At 71.6% G+C, this 15,333-nt stretch carries 13 protein-coding genes; 8 read left to right on the top strand and 5 right to left on the bottom strand.

Translation table 11 applies throughout. The features are described 5' to 3' along the window. From E1294_RS46380 to E1294_RS46365, 4 genes are all read left to right on the top strand, one after another. Positions 1–787 (top strand): glycoside hydrolase family 16 protein (locus E1294_RS46380; RefSeq protein ID WP_132518251.1); only part of this gene is annotated, 787 nt, incomplete at its 5' end. 17 nt (positions 788–804) lie between these two features. After that, entirely contained in the window at positions 805–1,647 is an 843-nt protein-coding gene (locus E1294_RS46375; protein ID WP_246083761.1) for a DUF1996 domain-containing protein, read from the top strand. Positions 1,648–1,704: 57 nt separating this feature from the next. Continuing rightward, entirely contained in the window at positions 1,705–2,250 is a 546-nt protein-coding gene (locus E1294_RS46370; protein WP_165977867.1) for a DUF305 domain-containing protein, read from the top strand. Between the two features lie 39 nt (positions 2,251–2,289). Continuing rightward, positions 2,290–2,994 (top strand): phosphotransferase, encoded by a 705-nt coding sequence (locus tag E1294_RS46365; protein WP_132518245.1) that lies wholly within the window; start codon positions 2,290–2,292, stop codon positions 2,992–2,994. Here E1294_RS46365 and E1294_RS46360 read toward each other — a convergent pair. The 3 genes from E1294_RS46360 to E1294_RS46350 form a co-directional block, all read right to left on the bottom strand. Continuing rightward, a complete protein-coding gene (locus E1294_RS46360; protein ID WP_246083760.1) occupies positions 2,957–3,751 on the bottom strand; it encodes an SDR family oxidoreductase in 795 nt (264 codons plus the stop codon). The two genes, E1294_RS46365 and E1294_RS46360, sit on opposite strands and share 38 nt — an antisense overlap. A gap of 72 nt (positions 3,752–3,823) precedes the next feature. Further along, positions 3,824–4,741 (bottom strand): hypothetical protein, encoded by a 918-nt coding sequence (locus E1294_RS46355; protein WP_132518241.1) that lies wholly within the window; start codon positions 4,739–4,741, stop codon positions 3,824–3,826. A gap of 219 nt (positions 4,742–4,960) precedes the next feature. After that, entirely contained in the window at positions 4,961–5,581 is a 621-nt protein-coding gene (locus E1294_RS46350) for a phosphotransferase (RefSeq protein ID WP_132518239.1), read from the bottom strand. Positions 5,582–5,834: 253 nt separating this feature from the next. Here E1294_RS46350 and E1294_RS46345 point away from each other — a divergent pair, with 253 nt between their 5' ends. The 3 genes from E1294_RS46345 to E1294_RS46335 all read left to right on the top strand — a co-directional run bounded on the left by E1294_RS46345 (position 5,835) and on the right by E1294_RS46335 (position 10,527). Further along, on the top strand, positions 5,835–7,010 hold the full coding sequence (locus E1294_RS46345; RefSeq protein ID WP_132518237.1) for an MFS transporter: 1,176 nt from the start codon (positions 5,835–5,837) through the stop codon (positions 7,008–7,010). Positions 7,011–7,077: 67 nt separating this feature from the next. Next, positions 7,078–8,766, top strand: coding sequence for an ABC transporter ATP-binding protein (locus E1294_RS46340; protein WP_132518235.1), 1,689 nt, complete (start codon positions 7,078–7,080; stop codon positions 8,764–8,766). 3 nt (positions 8,767–8,769) lie between these two features. Then, entirely contained in the window at positions 8,770–10,527 is a 1,758-nt protein-coding gene (locus tag E1294_RS46335) for an ABC transporter ATP-binding protein (protein WP_132518233.1), read from the top strand. Between the two features lie 43 nt (positions 10,528–10,570). Here the strand turns inward: E1294_RS46335 and E1294_RS46330 are convergent, their stop codons facing one another. Further along, positions 10,571–11,953, bottom strand: coding sequence for an alpha/beta fold hydrolase (locus E1294_RS46330; protein ID WP_132518231.1), 1,383 nt, complete (start codon positions 11,951–11,953; stop codon positions 10,571–10,573). A 177-nt stretch (positions 11,954–12,130) separates the two neighbouring features. Beyond that, on the bottom strand, positions 12,131–14,194 hold the full coding sequence (locus E1294_RS46325) for a S9 family peptidase (protein ID WP_132518229.1): 2,064 nt from the start codon (positions 14,192–14,194) through the stop codon (positions 12,131–12,133). A 44-nt stretch (positions 14,195–14,238) separates the two neighbouring features. On the opposite strand from E1294_RS46325, the gene mshB reads away from it, so the two are divergent. Continuing rightward, complete coding sequence (gene mshB, locus E1294_RS46320) at positions 14,239–15,150, top strand: N-acetyl-1-D-myo-inositol-2-amino-2-deoxy-alpha-D-glucopyranoside deacetylase (protein ID WP_132518227.1); 912 nt, start codon at positions 14,239–14,241, stop codon at positions 15,148–15,150. Positions 15,151–15,333 lie beyond the last annotated feature (183 nt).

Raw genomic sequence — 15,333 nt, 5'->3', positions numbered from 1 at the left:
CGCCCCGCCCGATGACCCGTCGAACCCGCCGTCCCTGGCGTGGAGCGACGAGTTCGACGGCCCGGCGGGAAGCAGCCCCGACCCCGCCAAATGGCGCGCCGACCCCGGCACCGGGCCGAACAACGAGCTGGAGTACTACACCGACCACGACAACGCCTCCATGGACGGCCAGGGGCATCTGATTATGGAAGCACGCAAACAGGCCACGCCGGGCTCCGCCTGCCCGGTCGACCCGCTGACCGGCAGCACCACCTGCCAGTACACCTCGGCCAGGATGAACACCGGCACGAAGTTCCACTTCACCTACGGCCGCCTCGAGGCCAGGATCAAGGTGCCCAAGGGCAACGGGTTGTGGCCGGCGTTCTGGATGATGGGGGCCGACTTCCTGACCGGGCGGCCGTGGCCGTACAACGGCGAGATCGACATCATGGAGGTCCTCGGCAAGGACGTGAAGACGTCCTACTCGACCGTGCACGCGCCCGCGTACAACGGCGGGGGCGGGGTCGGGTCGCCGTACACGCTGCCGGATGGCGCCGACTTCTCCGACGAGTTCCACGTCTGGGCAGCCAACTGGGACAGCAAGGGCATCGTCTACACGCTCGACGGCCGGACGGTGTTCACGATCAGCAAGGACGAGGTGGAGCGGACCCGCGGCCCGTGGATCTTCGACCACCCGTTCTACATCATCCTCAACCTCGCGGTCGGCGGCGACTGGCCGGGACCGCCCGACGCGTCCACGCCGTTCCCGTCGCGGATGCTCGTCGACTACGTGCGGGTCTACCAATGACGACCAAGGGAGCCGCCATGCTCGCCTCACGACTCTTCGCGCTGCTGACCCTGCTGATCGGCCTGGTCGCCGTCGTGCCCCGCCCGGCGGTGGCGGAGCCCGTGCGGGTGGCGGAGTTCCTCGCCGACTGCCCGTTCAGCCACCGGCTGCCCGACGACCCGATCGTCTTCCCCGGTCTGCCGGGCGCCTCGCACATGCACAGCTTCTTCGGCAGCCGCGTCACCAACGCCCACACCCAGCTCAACGACCTGCTCAACGGCGCCACGAACTGCAACCCGGCCGTGGACAAGTCGTCGTACTGGGTGCCGACCCTCTACAAGGACGGCGCACCCGTGGAGCCGGCCATCGTCACGTTCTACTACCTCGGCGAGGGCGTGCGTGACGACATCGTCGCCAGGATCCAGCCGCTGCCCCTCGGGTTGCGGATCGTCGCGGGCAACGCCATGGCGACCGGCCCCGACCACACGACGATCTCCCGGTGGTCCTGCCTGCACGCCGGGCACGTCGGCGCGTCGAAGGACTTCGTCACCTGCCCGCCGGGGACGATGCTGGAGTCGTACCTGGACTTCCCGCAGTGCTGGAACGGGCGTGGCCTCGACTCCGCCGATCACAAGAGCCACATGGCCTATCCGGTGGCCGGCGCCTGCCCGAGCACGCACCCCGTGCCGGTGCCCAAGCTGCGGCAGGTGATCCGTTACCCGGTGAGCGGCGACCCGTCGCACTTCCGGCTGGCGTCGGGTGGCGGGTTCACGATGCACGGTGACTTCTTCAACGCCTGGCCGGAGGCGGAGATGGAGCGCCGGGTGCGCGACTGCATCCGGCCGATCATCAAGTGCGGGGCCGACGGGCGGCCGTCGTAACTCCTGTCCCTCGCCCGGGCGGGCCGTCACCGCCCGGGCCCTGCGGAGGTCGTACGCGTGTCACGGGTGCTCCGATTCCTGCTGCCGGCCGTCCTGCTGCTCGGCTGCTCGGCCGCTCCTGCTCCTGCTCTGGCGCCCGCCTCCAGCGGGGCCTTCACCACCACGGACGTGGCCTGGCTGCACCTGGCCGAGGCCCTGCACACGCGGGCGCTGCCCCTCCTGGACCTCGCACGGGACCGCGCGGCCGACCGGCCGCTCGCCGGCCTCGCCGCCCGGCTCGGCACAGAGCACGAGAGCGGGCGCGGCCGGCTGCGTGCCCTGCTCGCCGAGGCCCGGGTCACCGGCGAGAACCCGCACGTCAGGCACGACATGCCCGGCATGCCCACCGCCGCCGACCTGACGGCGCTGTCCGGGCTGCGAGACGACGCGTTCGACCGGCGGTTCGTCACGTTGCTGCGGGCGTACCTGAAGCAGCTCGCGCTGGTGGCGAAGGGCGAGCAGAGCGCGGGCGGCGCGCGACAGGTCCGCGAGCTCGCGTCCGCCATGCGGCGCGACCACACCGCCGACCTGGCCGAACTGGACAGGATCGCCGGACGTACGTGAGCTCCGCAGCCGCTGTCGCGGGCTCGGTAGGTTGGGCGGATGGAGCTCGGTGAGTTGCTGGGGTCGGGTCGCAGCGCAGACGTGTACGCGATCGACGAGAAGCGGGTGCTGCGCCGCTACCGGTCGGGCATCGACGCGCGCCGGGAAGCCGCGGTCATGGAATACGTGGCGGGGCACGGCTATCCCGTGCCCCGCGTCCATCCGGGAGGAGGGCCGCCCAGCGACCTGGTGATGGAGCGGCTGGCCGGGCCGACGATGTTAGGGGCGGTGTTCGACGGGGACCTGACGCTTGAGGCGGCGGGCGACGGCATCGCGCGGCTGCTCCTGCGCCTGCACCGGATCCCGGCCCGGCACTCGGCCGACCCCCGCGATCGGGTGCTCCACCTTGACCTGCACCCGGACAACGTCATGCTCACGGCCCGCGGACCGATGGTGATCGACTGGAGCAACGCCGAGGAGGGCGGCCCGGAGGAGGACTGCGCCATGTCGGCGATGATCCTCGCCCAGGTCGCGGCCGACGCCGAGGACGAGCGCGCGCCGGCGACGCGGGTGGTGCTCGGCGCGCTGCTGGCCGGGCTCGGCACTGCGATGGGCTTTGGCGACGCGCTCGACCGCGCCAAGGCCCGGCGCGGCGCGAACCCCACGATGACCGCCAGGGAGCTGGAGCTGCTCGACGCGGCGGCGGCCCTGGTGCGGGAGCTGGGCCTCACGGCCGCCAGGCGCCCCGCGCCGCCGCCTCGGTGACGTAGCTCTCGAACGGCTTCGGCGGCCGGTCGGTCACCTGGCTCACAACCTCGGTGACCGGCTGGTCGCCGAGGGCACGCAGGGCGGTGAACGCCTTGGCCGCACGGATGGCGTCGCCGGAGAAGCCCTGCGCCGCGATATATTCCTCCTCGCCGCCCAGGTAGGTGATCTCGCGGCCGACCGCCCAGCCGATGATCTCCGAGGCCTCCCCGAACGACAGGGAGCGCGGCCCTGTGATCTCGTAGGAGTGCCCCGCGTGGCCGTCCCGCGTGAGGGCCGCGGCGGCGACGGCGGCGATGTCGCCGGCGTCGACGAACGCCTGGCGCACGGCGCCCATCGGCAACATCAGCTCGCCCGCCATGACCGCGGGCCGCAGGAAACCCTCGTCGAAATTCTGGTCGAACCAGCTCGGCCGTAGGATCGTCCACCCGGTGGCGCTGTCGCGGACCGTGCGCTCCGCCGCCATCAGCCGCTCGTCGCCCATGACCTCGATGCCGCCGCTGGACAGCAACACGATCTGCCCGACCCCCTGATCCACCGCCAGCGACACGAACGCCGGATCGATCGGGACGCCGTCGGGGGCCATGAGAAAGACCCCGGACACCCCTCTCACCGCGGGCTCCCACGTGCCGGGCCGCGCCCAGTCGAACATGGTCTCGCCGCTCCTGGAGGCGGCGCGCACGGCGTGGCCGGCCGCGCGCAGCTGCTCCGCCACGCGCCGGCCGATGGTGCCCGTCGCGCCGAGAACTAGGATCACCTGCCGAGTCATGCCCCGAGTCAAGCAAAGGGCACCGACAGAACCTGTCAAGAAGGGCACCGACAGAACCTGTCAAAGACGTCCGGCGGCTCGCAGGACGCGTAACGCGTTCAGGGTGATCATCTCGTTCGGGCCTGAGCGGCCCCAGTCCACCACGTCCTGCGCGTACGCCCGGCCGGGCGGGTTCCACCAGCGCCCGCCGGCCCGCCAGCGGCCGTCACGCAGGCGGCGGCGCTCCAGCTCGTCGAGCGCGTCGGCGGCTCGTGGATCGCCGGCCAGGCCCATCCGCGACAACACCAGCAGCGCCTGGAGGATGTCGTAATGCCAGTACGGCGGGTAGTGCGGGGCGAGCCAGGCGCGGTGAATGACCTCGCCGGTCGGCAGGCTGCGGAAGAGCCGGTGCTCCAGCAGCAGCTCGGCCGCCCGCGCCGCGGCTTTTGCACCATTCTGGTCGCCGGTGGCCAGCGCGTACTCGTGCAGGCCCCACATGGAGGGAAGCGTCTCGTGGAACGACGACCGGCGTCCGGTGGCTCGCTCGTCGCAGTTCCAGCCGCCGTCCGGCCACTGCCACGACATCAGCGACTCGGCGAGGCGGCGGGCGCGCGGATCGCCGGCCAGTCCCATGCGGCAGGAGGCGGCCAGGGCGTTGCCCTCGATGGAGGCGTGCTGCCGGACCAGCCCGCCGATCACGACGGGCTCACGGCAGCCGGTGGTGAGCCAGGACAGCACGTGGTCGGCCACCTCCAGGGCGCGCGGCTCGCCGGGCGGGACGCCCAGCTCGGCCAGCGCGACGAGCCGCCAGTGGGCGCCGGTCCACTTCTTGTACGGGTCGCCGCAGAGCCCGGAGTCGAGGAGGGCGTTGACCTTGAGACCCTTCATGACGTCCTCGCCCACGGGCTCGTCGAGCAGGTCGTGGCGGGTCTGCCCGCGGATGCCCGGCTCGTCGCCGGTCAGGAGCCAGTCCACCGCAGCTCGGGTGCGTGGGTCCATGACCCATGGTCTGCCGCCGCCCCCTGGGCCCGCAAGGATGGACGGGCTTTCGCACGGCCCGGCTTCGTGGGAGGGCTTCCGTGCCGAACGGTCGCGGGGGCGGGCTCCGAAGACGGGCTGGTCGTGCGGCCGGGCTTTGCGGGAGGGCTTCCGTGCGGAAGGGTCGCGGTTCTGTGGACGGGGCTTCGCGGGGCTTCGCGTGGCGGTCGTGCGGGCGGGCTACTCGGTCCAGGCGGCCGTGGCGTCGAGGCGCTCGCGCCACATCTTCTCGCCGCCCCCGCCGGGCTCCCAGCGGATGCAGAAGCCGAGCAGGTCACGGCAGCGCGCCAGCATCGCCGCGTGGCGCTCCGGCCAGCCGGGCACGGGCTCGCCGTACGCGGCGAAGAACCGCGGCAGCAGCGGCACGTGCTCGGGGTGGTGCATGCGGACGATCCACTCGCACCAGGCGAGGTCCTCGACCGGCCGCCCCGGATGGGCCCACTCCCAGTCGAGGATCGCGGCCGTCTCGAACGTGGCCGGGTGGAACAACATGTTCTGCGGTCCGTAGTCGCCGTGGACGATGCCGAGCCTGTGGATGCGGGCCAGCATGCGGCCGCACTCGGAGAGCACCTCCGCGGCGCGGCCGTCGTCCAGGAGGTCCTGGCCGTGGAAGCCTTCGACCCAGCGGGTGGTCAGGCTGGTCGAGGTGACCTGGTGGACGTGGGGGACGGGGATGCGGCCGCGCAGGCGGCGCAGATATCTGCTCTCTGTGCTGAGCCTGAACGCCGCCTCGGGCCCCTGGTAGCACTTCACGACCAGGGCGCCGTCGCCGACCGTGCTGTTGGTGTACCCGTGCTTCACAAGGGTCGATTCTGGCGTACCAGGACCCGTGCCGGGTCCCCCCGCACACTATCGCCCGCGCCTCCGATACACGATGTAAGGACGGAGCAAACCGCCCAGCGGATGGAAGAAGCGCGCACCGGGCGGCTGACCGGGAAAAGCGCGAGCAGCACCATCCCGGCCACGGTGTGCACCTTGTAAAGAGTGTCCGCATGGGTCGTCGCCACACACGCCGGCGTCATCACAGAAAGCGATAATCTGTTACACAGAGTGCATGTCCGAACTTCGTGCAGGCCAGGTACGGAACCTGGTGCTGGCCACGGTGGCCTTCGCGGTGACGTTCTGGGCGTGGAACCTCATCGGTCCGTTGTCCGGGAGCTACAGCAGGCAGTTGCGGCTGTCGCAGACGCAGCTCTCACTGCTGGTGGCGATCCCCGTGGTGGTCGGCTCGCTGGGGCGGATCCCGGTGGGGATGCTGGCCGACCGGTTCGGAGGGCGGCGCATGTTCGCGGGCGTCTGCTTCGTCTCGATCGTGCCCGTCCTGTTCGCCGGCTGGTCCACCTCGTACGGCTGGCTGCTGTTCTGGGGCTTCCTGCTGGGCATCCCCGGCACGTCGTTCGCGATCGGCATCCCCTTCGTCAACGCATGGTACGAACCCGCCCGCCGGGGTTTCGCCACCGGCGTGTTCGGGGCCGGCATGGGCGGCACGGCGCTGTCGGCGTTCTGCACGCCGGTCCTGGTGGAGACGTTCGGGCGGCCTCTCACGCACGTGCTGATGGCCGCGGCGCTCGCGGTCACGGGTCTTGTCATGCTGGGCGTGAGCCGCGACTCGCCGCGCTGGTCGCCCGCGACCGCCCCCGCGTGGCCCAGAATCCGGGCGGCCATGGCGCTCAGGGCCACCTGGCAGTCGGCCTTCCTGTACGCGGTCGCCTTCGGCGGGTTCGTGGCGTTCTCGACGTACCTGCCTACCCTGCTGCAGAACGTGTACCGCTTCGCCCAGACCGGCGCGGGGTTGCGCACGGCGGGGTTCTCGATCGCGGCGGTGCTGGCCAGGCCGCTAGGCGGCGCGCTCTCCGACCGGCTCGGACCGGTCAAGGTCCTGCTCATCGCGTTCGGCGGCACCACGATCATGGCGCTCGTGCTGGCGCTGGAGCCGCCGGCCGAGGTGCCCGCGGGGGTGAGCTTCGTGCTCATGGCGCTCTTCCTCGGACTCGGGACGGGCGGCGTGTTCGCGCTCGTCGCCAGGCTGGTCGAGGCGTCTAGGGTGGGGACGGTGACCGGGCTCGTCGGCGCGGCCGGAGGGCTCGGCGGCTATTTCCCGCCGCTCGTCATGGGGGCGGTCTACGCCGCCGCCGGGGCGTACACGATCGGCTATGCGTTGCTCGCGATCACGGCCCTGGTGACGCTGGTGTACACGATGCGAGCCTTCAAAGGGCTCCAGGGGCGCTAGGGGAACGTTCCAGCTGGTCGAAAACCGTTTGCCGGGCCGCCTCACGCCTTGTCAATGTTGTCAGGCTATGCGCTCCCTTCCCGAGGCCGATCCTGGCGTGCCCGACATCCGCAGCCCGCTGCGCTATTTGTGGTGGACTGCGCGCAGGCAGTGGCCGTCTCTCCTCGCGGGCATCGGCTTCGCGACCCTGTGGTGGCTGGTGCAGGCCCTGATGCCGGCCGTGCTCGGCAAGGGCATCGACGCCGTCACCGCCAAGGACTCCCAGGCGCTGCTGTTCTGGGCGGCCGTCCTGCTTGCGCTCGGGCTGCTGCAGGCCTTCACCGGCCTCATGCGCCACCGGATGGCCGTCCACACCTGGTTGTCGGCCGCCTACCGCACCGTGCAGGTGACCGCCAGTCAGGCCGCCAGGCTCGGCGCCACGCTGCCCAAGCGGTTGTCCACCGGCGAGGTCGTCAGTGTCGGCAACTCCGACATCTCCCACATCGGCGGCTCCATGGACATCCTGCTGCGCGGCACCGGCTCCATCGTGGCGATCGTCACCGTCACCGTGATCCTCGTCTCGACCTCGCTGCCGCTCGGCCTGCTCGTGTTGTTCGGCGTGCCGATCATGGCCGTCGCCATCTCGCCGCTGCTGCGCCCCCTGCACCGGCGGCAGCGCAGGCACCGCGAGCTGGTCGGCGACCTGTCCACCAGGGCGAGCGACATCGTGGCCGGCCTTCGGGTGCTGCGCGGCATCGGCGGCGAGCACGTCTTCGCCGGTCGTTATCGCGACGAGTCGCAGCTCGTCCGCCAGGCCGGCGTCGGCGTGGCCAGGGTCGAGTCGTTGCTCGAAGGCGCCCAGATCGTGCTGCCCGGTCTGCTCATCGCCATCGTGACCGGCGTCGGAGCCTCGTTCGCCGTCGTCGGCGAGATCCCCACCGGCCAGCTCGTCTCGTTCTACCTCTACGCGGTCTTCCTCATCGGCCCCCTGCGCACCCTCACCGAGGCCGCCGACAGGCTCACCAAGGGCCACGTCGCCGCCGGTCGCGTGATCCGCATCCTGTCGATCGAGCCCGAGGTCACCGGCGGCGCCGGGAGCAGCCAAGGAGGCGTGCTGCGCGACTCCTACAGCGGCGTCACCCTCCAGCCGTGCTCGCTGACCGCCATCGCCGCGAGCTCGCCCGACGACGCCGCCGCCATCGCCGACCGGCTCGGCCGCTACGCCGACGGCGACGTCACCTTCGGCGAGGCATCCCTGGCCGACCTGCCCATCGACGAGATCCGCGCCCGCATCCTCGTCGCCGACAACGGCGCCCGCCTGTTCACCGGTCGCCTGCGCGACGAGCTCGACGTGCGCGGCGGCGCCACCGACGAGCAGCTGCGCGAGGCACTCCACGCGGCCTGCGCAGACGACATCGTCGAGGCACTGCCCGACGGGCTCGACACGGTCGTGGCCGAGGCGGGTCGTGAGTTCTCCGGTGGTCAGCAACAGCGGCTGCGCCTGGTCAGGGCGCTGCTGGCCGACCCCGAGGTGCTCATCCTGGTCGAGCCCACCAGCGCCGTCGACGCCCACAGCGAGGCCCGCATCGCCGGACGGCTGGCCAAGGCGCGCGCCGGCCGCACCACGCTGATCTGCACGACCAGCCCGCTGGTGCTCGACCGCACCGACCACGTGATCTACGTCGAGGACGGCAGGGTGCTGGCCGAGGGCGCACACCGGCAGCTGCTCGACAGCTCGCCTGCCTATGCCGCGACCGTGACCCGTGGGGAGGACTGACACATGGCCCGCGAGATCCTCCCGGTCGCCGACCGCAAACAGGTGCGCGCCTACGCCAGGCGGCTGACCCTGCACTATCCGCGCGAGCTCACGCTCGCCCTTCTCCTGCACGGGCTGGCCGCCGTGGCCGGACTGGCCGTGCCGTGGCAGCTCGGCAGGCTGGTGCAGGACGTGCAATATGGTGCCGAGGTCGACGTCGTCGTCGTGGCCGCTGCCATCGGTGCGTTCCTGCTGCTGCAGGGCGTCCTCGTGCGCTATGCCGTGCTGGCCTCCGCCAGGCTCGGCGAGAAGGTGCTGGCCGAGCTGCGCGAGGAGTTCGTCGACCGGGTGCTCGGGCTGCCTCTGTCCACCGTCGAGCGGGCCGGCGCCGGAGATCTGATCACCAGGACTTCCCGTGACGTCGACGCCCTGTCGCGCACCGTCCGGCACGCCGTCCCCGAGACGCTGATCGCGTCCGTCACCTTCGTGATCACCGTGGGCGCCCTGCTCCTGGTCAGCCCGCTGCTCATGCTGCCGATGCTGATCGCGGGCCCGGTGTTGTGGATCTCCACCCGGTGGTATCTCCAGCGGGCGCGCGACGGCTATCTCCGCGAGAACGCCGCCTACGCCGACCTCACCGAAGGGCTGGCGGAAACCGTCGAAGGCGCCAGAGCGGTGGAGGCGCTCGGGTTGCAGGAGCGGCGCCGGGCCCGCACCGACGACGACATCGCGCGTTCGTACGCCGCCGAACGCTACACGCTGGGCCTGCGTAGCGTGTGGTATCCCGCCGTCGAGCTGGGCTATGTGCTCCCGGTCGTGGCGACGCTGCTGGTCGGCGGCCTCTTCTACACCAACGGCTGGGTGGCGCTCGCCCAGGTGACCACCGCGACGCTCTATGCCCAGCAGCTCATCGACCCGCTCGACAGGTTTCTCATGTGGATCGACGAGCTGCAGGTGGGCGGGGCGTCCATGGCGCGGCTGCTCGGCGTGGCCAACGTGCCCGACGACCGGGTGGTCTCCACGTCGTCGCCCGCCGGCGAGCTGCTGGAGGCGTCGGACGTGCGCTATGCCTATCGTGAGGGCCGCGACGTGCTGCACGGCGTGTCGCTGACCGTCCAGCCGGGGGAGCGGCTGGCCATGGTCGGGCCGTCGGGCGCCGGGAAGTCCACGCTCGGACGGCTGCTGGCCGGCATTCACGGGCCGCGCGCCGGCGCGGTGGCCGTGGGCGGGGTGCCGCTGGTCGAGCTGTCGCTCGACGACCTGCGCGGCCATGTCGCGCTCGTCACCCAGGAGCATCACGTGTTCAAGGGGACGGTGCGCGACAACCTGGTGATCGCCCGTTCCGGCGCCGACGACCAGGCCGTACGGAAGGCGCTCGAAGCGGTGGACGCGCTCGACTGGGTGCTGGAGCTGCCCGAGGGCCTGGAGACGCCGGTGGGATCCGGCGGGCTGGCCGTCTCGCCCGCGCAGGCGCAGCAGCTCGCCCTGGCCCGGCTCGTGCTCGCCGACCCGCACACCCTGGTGCTGGACGAGGCCACCTCCCTCATCGACCCACGCGCCGCCCGGCACCTGGAACGCTCGCTGGCCGCCGTGCTCGACGGGCGGACGGTCATCGCGATCGCCCACCGGCTCTACACGGCGCACGACGCCGACCGGGTGGCCGTCGTGGAGGACGGGCGGATCAGCGAGTTGGGATCCCACGACGAGCTGGTGGCGGCGGACGGCTCCTACGCGGCCCTCTGGACCAGCTGGCACGGCACCTCCTCCACCGCTCACCAGTGACGCCGCCGCGCGCTCGATGCGGGACATCCCCGGAGAGGCTTCGTCAGCATGGTGTGGTCTCGGCGGGGACGGCGCGGTCGGTGAAGTAGCTGTTGATGTGGTCGCGGGCGCACTCGTTGAAGCCGTAGAGCGTGTGGCCGGGCCCGTCGTGGTGGATGACGGCGCTGCCCGGGACCGGGGACAGCGCCCGCGCGACCGCGTCGGACTCACCCCACGCTCCGGCCCCGAGCAGGGGCGGCAGGCCCTTGGGGAGGGAAGCGGGCTTGTTGGTCACGGGGACCGGCCAGTCAATGCAGCCCAGCGTTGCCGTGGACAGGGTGTTGGCGGTGCCCGCGTTGGGGGCGATCTTGCGCAGGCGGGCGTGGGTGGCGGCCATCTCCTCACGGTCGGCGAAGCGGGGCCAGTCGGTGCATTCCGTGACGCCCGTGGCCTGGTCGGGGTAGCGGGCGCCGCGGGCGGGCACGAAGCCGGAAGCGTCTGCCTGGGCGGCCTTGCGGATCGCCTGGGCCAGGTCAGGCCAGGCCGGCTTGCCCTGACGGGCCCTGCTGATGGCGAAGGACTGCAGGTCGCGGCCGTTGTAGGCGACGTTGGGGGTCGTGGTGGGGACGGGGGTGCGGTCGGCCCTGGCGATCAGCGCCCGCCAGCGGCCGGGGACGTCGGAGCAGTCGTTGGACCTGCACCAGGCGAAGAAGCGCTGCAGGAAGCGCTCGTTGGCCCTGGCCGACTCCTCCAGCTCGCGTTTCCAGCTCGCCGTGCTGTGGTTGATCGTGCCGTCGAGGACCATCGTGCGGATGCGGCCGGGAAAGAGGCGGGCATATGCCTGGCCGTAGATGCCCGCGTATGAGGCGCCGTAGAAGTTGAGCTCGCCGTCGCCGAGGAACTTCCTGATGGCCTCCATGTCCCTGGCGTGGTCGGCCGAGCTCATGTGGGCGAACAGCTCGGGGTCTTTGAGCCGGCAGGCCTCGGCGTAGCCGCGGTTGGTGTCGGACAGCCGGCCGAAGGCGGCGTCGTCTTCCGGGGCGTCGGGGAGGGGGACGCGGGTCCAGGAGCACTGCAGGCCCGTGCTGAGGCCCTGGAACTGCTCGCCGTAGCCGCGGGTGTCCCACGTGACGATGTCCATACGCTCGCGGAGCTTGGCCCACCAGCCGGGGTTGGCCTGGGTCAGGGCGATGCCGGGGCCGCCGGGACCGCCGTAGGCCACCAGCACCGAGCCCTCCGAGGCGCCGGTGGCCTTGAGCCGCCCCAGCTTCAGGGTGATCGTGCGGCCGTCGGGTTTGCTCCAGTCGGCCGGGACCTGGAAATCGGTGCAGACCATGCCGATCTTGTCGTGGGGGCACGAGCGCCACTCCTGGGCGGTGGCCGCCGCCGCTGGGGCGGACAGGCCCGCGCCCAGCAGCGCCAGGGTAAGGGCGAGGGGTTTCAGCATGGCGTTCACGATCCCGCAGAGGGTGGCGGGATCGCGTCGGACCAGAGTTTGATCTTCGCGGTGCGGGTGTCGGACCTGGGTCTGTCAGACCGTCAGCCTGGGCGTCTGCTTCGGAGGGTTTGTTGTGGCAGCGGTCGGCCTGGCTTCTGCTTCCGGGAGGTCCTGCCGCGGCGGCCGTCAGCCGAGCGCCTGCTTGAGGAAGTCCAGCTGCAGCAGCAGCAGGTTCTCCGCCACCACTTCCTGAGGCGTCATGTGCGTCACGCCGGACAGCGGGAGCACGCTGTGCCGGCGCCCGGCCGCGAGCAGCGCCGAAGACAGGCGGAGCGTGTGCGCGGCCACCACGTTGTCGTCGGCCAGGCCGTGGACCAGCAGCAGCGGGCGTTCGAGTTTCGCCGCGTCGGCGAACAACGACGACTTCTCGTAGACCTCGGGCTGCTCGTCAGGGTGGCCCAGGTAGCGCTCGGTGTAGCACGTGTCGTACAGCCGCCAGTCGGTCACCGGCGCCCCCGCGACCGCCGCGTGGAACACGTCGGGACGGCGCAGCACCGCGAGCGCGGCCAGGTATCCGCCGAACGACCAGCCGCGGATGGCCACCTTCGTCAGGTCGAGGTCGTCGGGATATTGCTCGGCCACCCCCTGCAGGGCGTCGACCTGGTCCTCCAGCGCCGGGGTCGCCAGGTCGTTGAGCACGGCCCGCTCGAAGGCCGTGCCGCGGCCAGGGGTGCCGCGCCCGTCGGCCACGACCACGGCGAACCCCTGCTCGGCGAACCACTGGCTCTCCAGGAAGATGCTCCGCTGGTTGAGCACCCGCTGGGCGTGCGGGCCGCCGTACGGATTCATCAGGACCGGCAGCCGGCCCGAGCCCTGCTCGTGCCACGACGGCAGCACCACGGCGGTGGCCAGGTCGCGACGGCCGGAACGGCCGAGCGAGACCCGCATGTCGAGGCCGGGACGCTCGGCGAACGACGGGATCGGCACCGCCGTGCCGTCGCGCTTCACGACTGTGGCCGACACGCCCTCGGTGTCGAGGCTCTGCTCGGTCAGTACGCCCACCCCGCCCGACATGCGCCCGGAGAACACCCCGGAACGGGTCGAGACGGGCAGCAGCGAATGGCCGTCCCACGTCCACAGCTGGATCTCTGTCGGGTCGCCGTTAGCGCTGAACAGCACGCTGTCGTGGTCGACGTCGAGTACGGCCCGCACCTGCAACGTCGGCGGGGTGACCGGATGGTCGCCGACGTACAGGCGGTGGCCGCCGTCGGCGGAGGCCACCCAGACCAGGGACCCGTCGTCGAGGTGGGCGGGCACTCCCATCACGATGTCGACCCAGGCGGGATCGGTGTCCTCGCGCACGAGCGTGGTTGCGCCGGTAGCCGGATCGACCGCGAACAGCCGCATCGTCTTCTGGTCGCGGGTCATCGTCACGATCGACAGCGCGTGGGAGTCCCAGGAGGCCGTGGTGAGGTATTCCCCGGTGTACGGCACCGCGACCCGCGACCCGTCGAGCCCCAGCACGAACAGCTCGGTGACCGCGTTGGGAGTGCCGGCCGCCGGATAGCGCTGGACCGTGGCCGGACGGTCCGGGTTGGCCGGGTCGGCGATGTGCCAGACGTTGACCGGAGCCTCGTCAGCCCGCTCGACCAGCAGCGCGTCGCTCGCCGGGGCCCACCAGTAGCCGCGCATACGGTCCATCTCCTCCGCGGCGATGAACTCGGCCAGCCCGTACGTCACCGTCTCCGACTCCGGCGTGGCCAGCGCGCGGTCGGCGCCCGAGAGCACGTCCTGGACGCGCAGGGCGCCGCCGGTGACGTAGGCGACGTGCCGCCCGTCGGGGGAGAGCCGGGGGTCGATGACCGCGCCCGGCGTGTCGAGCCGGTGCGCCTGACCGCCGGCCAGGTCGGCCACGTAGAGGCCGCCGGACAGGGCGAAGCAGGCCCTGGTCACCGCGGTGTCGGTGGCGTAGGCGACGACGCCGCCCGCGGACTCTCTGCTGCGCTCGCGCCTGGCCCGCTCTTCCGGAGGCAGGTCCTCCTCGTCGGCGTGGAGCTTGCGCGGGTCGACGACCAGGCGTTCGACGTGGGTCTCGGTGTCGAGCTCCCACAGGCAGGTCACCGGGTCGTCGCCCGACTTCGACCGCAGGAAGACCACCCGGCCGCCGTCAGGGGAGATCGTGAAGCCTCTGGGCACTCCGAGGGTGAACCGGCGGGTCCTGGCCGACAGTCGCGGGAAGCTCTCACTCATGGGGCCAATCCTGCCAGCAACGCACCGTTGTTACGCTCGGGGCTATGACTGATCGACGGCTCCTGCTCGTGCACGCCCATCCGGACGACGAGTCGATCGGCACCGGGGCGACCATGGCGAAATACGTCGCCGAAGGCGCCCACGTCACGCTGGTGACCTGCACGCTCGGCGAGGAGGGGGAGATCATCCCCGGTGACCTCGCCCATCTGGCCGCCGACAGGGACGACGCCCTGGGGCCGTACCGGATCGGCGAGCTCGCCGCCGCCTGCGAGGCGCTGGGCGTCGAGGATCACCGTTTCCTCGGCGAACCCGGGCGCTGGCGCGACTCGGGGATGATGGGCGTGGCCTCCAACGACCATCCGAAGGCGTTCTGGCAGGCGGACCTCGACGAGGCCGCGGGCGAGCTGGTCAAGGTGATCCGCGAGGTGCGTCCCCAGGTGCTCGTCACGTACGACGAGAACGGCTTCTACGGCCACCCCGACCACATCCAGGCGCACCGTGTCTCGCGCAGGGCGTTCGAGCTGGCCGCGGATCCCGGCTTCGGCTCGGGTGAGCCGTGGCGGATCGCGAAGTTCTACCACACCGCCGTCGCCAGGTCCGCGCTGCGCCGCACCTCGGAAGCGCTGCGCGCGGCCGGGGTCGGGGTCGGCTTCCTCGTCGAGGACGTCGAGGACATGGCCTACGGCTGCGCGGACCAGGACATCACCACCGAGATCGACGCACGCCCCTGGATCGGCAACAAGATCGAGGCCATGCGGGCTCACGACACGCAGATCATCGTTGCGGAACCGTGGTTCGCGCTGTCCAACAACATCGGCCAGGAGGTCGCGGGGGTGGAGCACTACATCCTGGCGGTCGGGTCGCCCGGCCCGCCGGTGCCGGGTCCCCCCGTGGAGGCCGGCGGGCTCGGCGAGCCGTACAACCGCGAGAACGATCTGTTCGCCGGCATCCACTAATCTCGGTCGCTATGGAACATCGCAGCCAGGCCGAGTCGGCGCTGGGCGGGGCGGCATACGGCATGTTGTTCGTGCTCGGGGTCGTGATGGCGGTCGTCGGCGGCTTCACCCACCCGGTGTGGCAGATGGGCGGGGTCCCGATCGCGGCGCTCGTCTGGGTGCTGGCGTTGTTCGGGGTGGGCC

The organism is Nonomuraea diastatica, from assembly GCF_004349015.1.
Taxonomy (GTDB): domain Bacteria; phylum Actinomycetota; class Actinomycetes; order Streptosporangiales; family Streptosporangiaceae; genus Nonomuraea; species Nonomuraea diastatica.
Note: the sequence above shows the minus strand (reverse complement) of the source record. Positions and strands in the feature narration are given on the sequence as shown.

Excerpts from the sequence above, each read along its gene's own strand:
- E1294_RS46375 (WP_246083761.1), top strand. The coding sequence starts at position 805 with ATGCTCGCCTCACGACTCTTCGCGCTGCTGACCCTGCTGATCGGCCTG.
- E1294_RS46365 (WP_132518245.1), top strand. The coding sequence starts at position 2,290 with ATGGAGCTCGGTGAGTTGCTGGGGTCGGGTCGCAGCGCAGACGTGTAC.
- E1294_RS46355 (WP_132518241.1), bottom strand. The coding sequence starts at position 4,741 with ATGGACCCACGCACCCGAGCTGCGGTGGACTGGCTCCTGACCGGCGAC.
- E1294_RS46325 (WP_132518229.1), bottom strand. The coding sequence starts at position 14,194 with ATGAGTGAGAGCTTCCCGCGACTGTCGGCCAGGACCCGCCGGTTCACC.
- E1294_RS46345 (WP_132518237.1), top strand. The coding sequence starts at position 5,835 with ATGTCCGAACTTCGTGCAGGCCAGGTACGGAACCTGGTGCTGGCCACG.
- mshB (WP_132518227.1), top strand. The coding sequence starts at position 14,239 with ATGACTGATCGACGGCTCCTGCTCGTGCACGCCCATCCGGACGACGAG.
- E1294_RS46335 (WP_132518233.1), top strand. The coding sequence starts at position 8,770 with ATGGCCCGCGAGATCCTCCCGGTCGCCGACCGCAAACAGGTGCGCGCC.
- E1294_RS46330 (WP_132518231.1), bottom strand. The coding sequence starts at position 11,953 with ATGCTGAAACCCCTCGCCCTTACCCTGGCGCTGCTGGGCGCGGGCCTG.
- E1294_RS46340 (WP_132518235.1), top strand. The coding sequence starts at position 7,078 with ATGCGCTCCCTTCCCGAGGCCGATCCTGGCGTGCCCGACATCCGCAGC.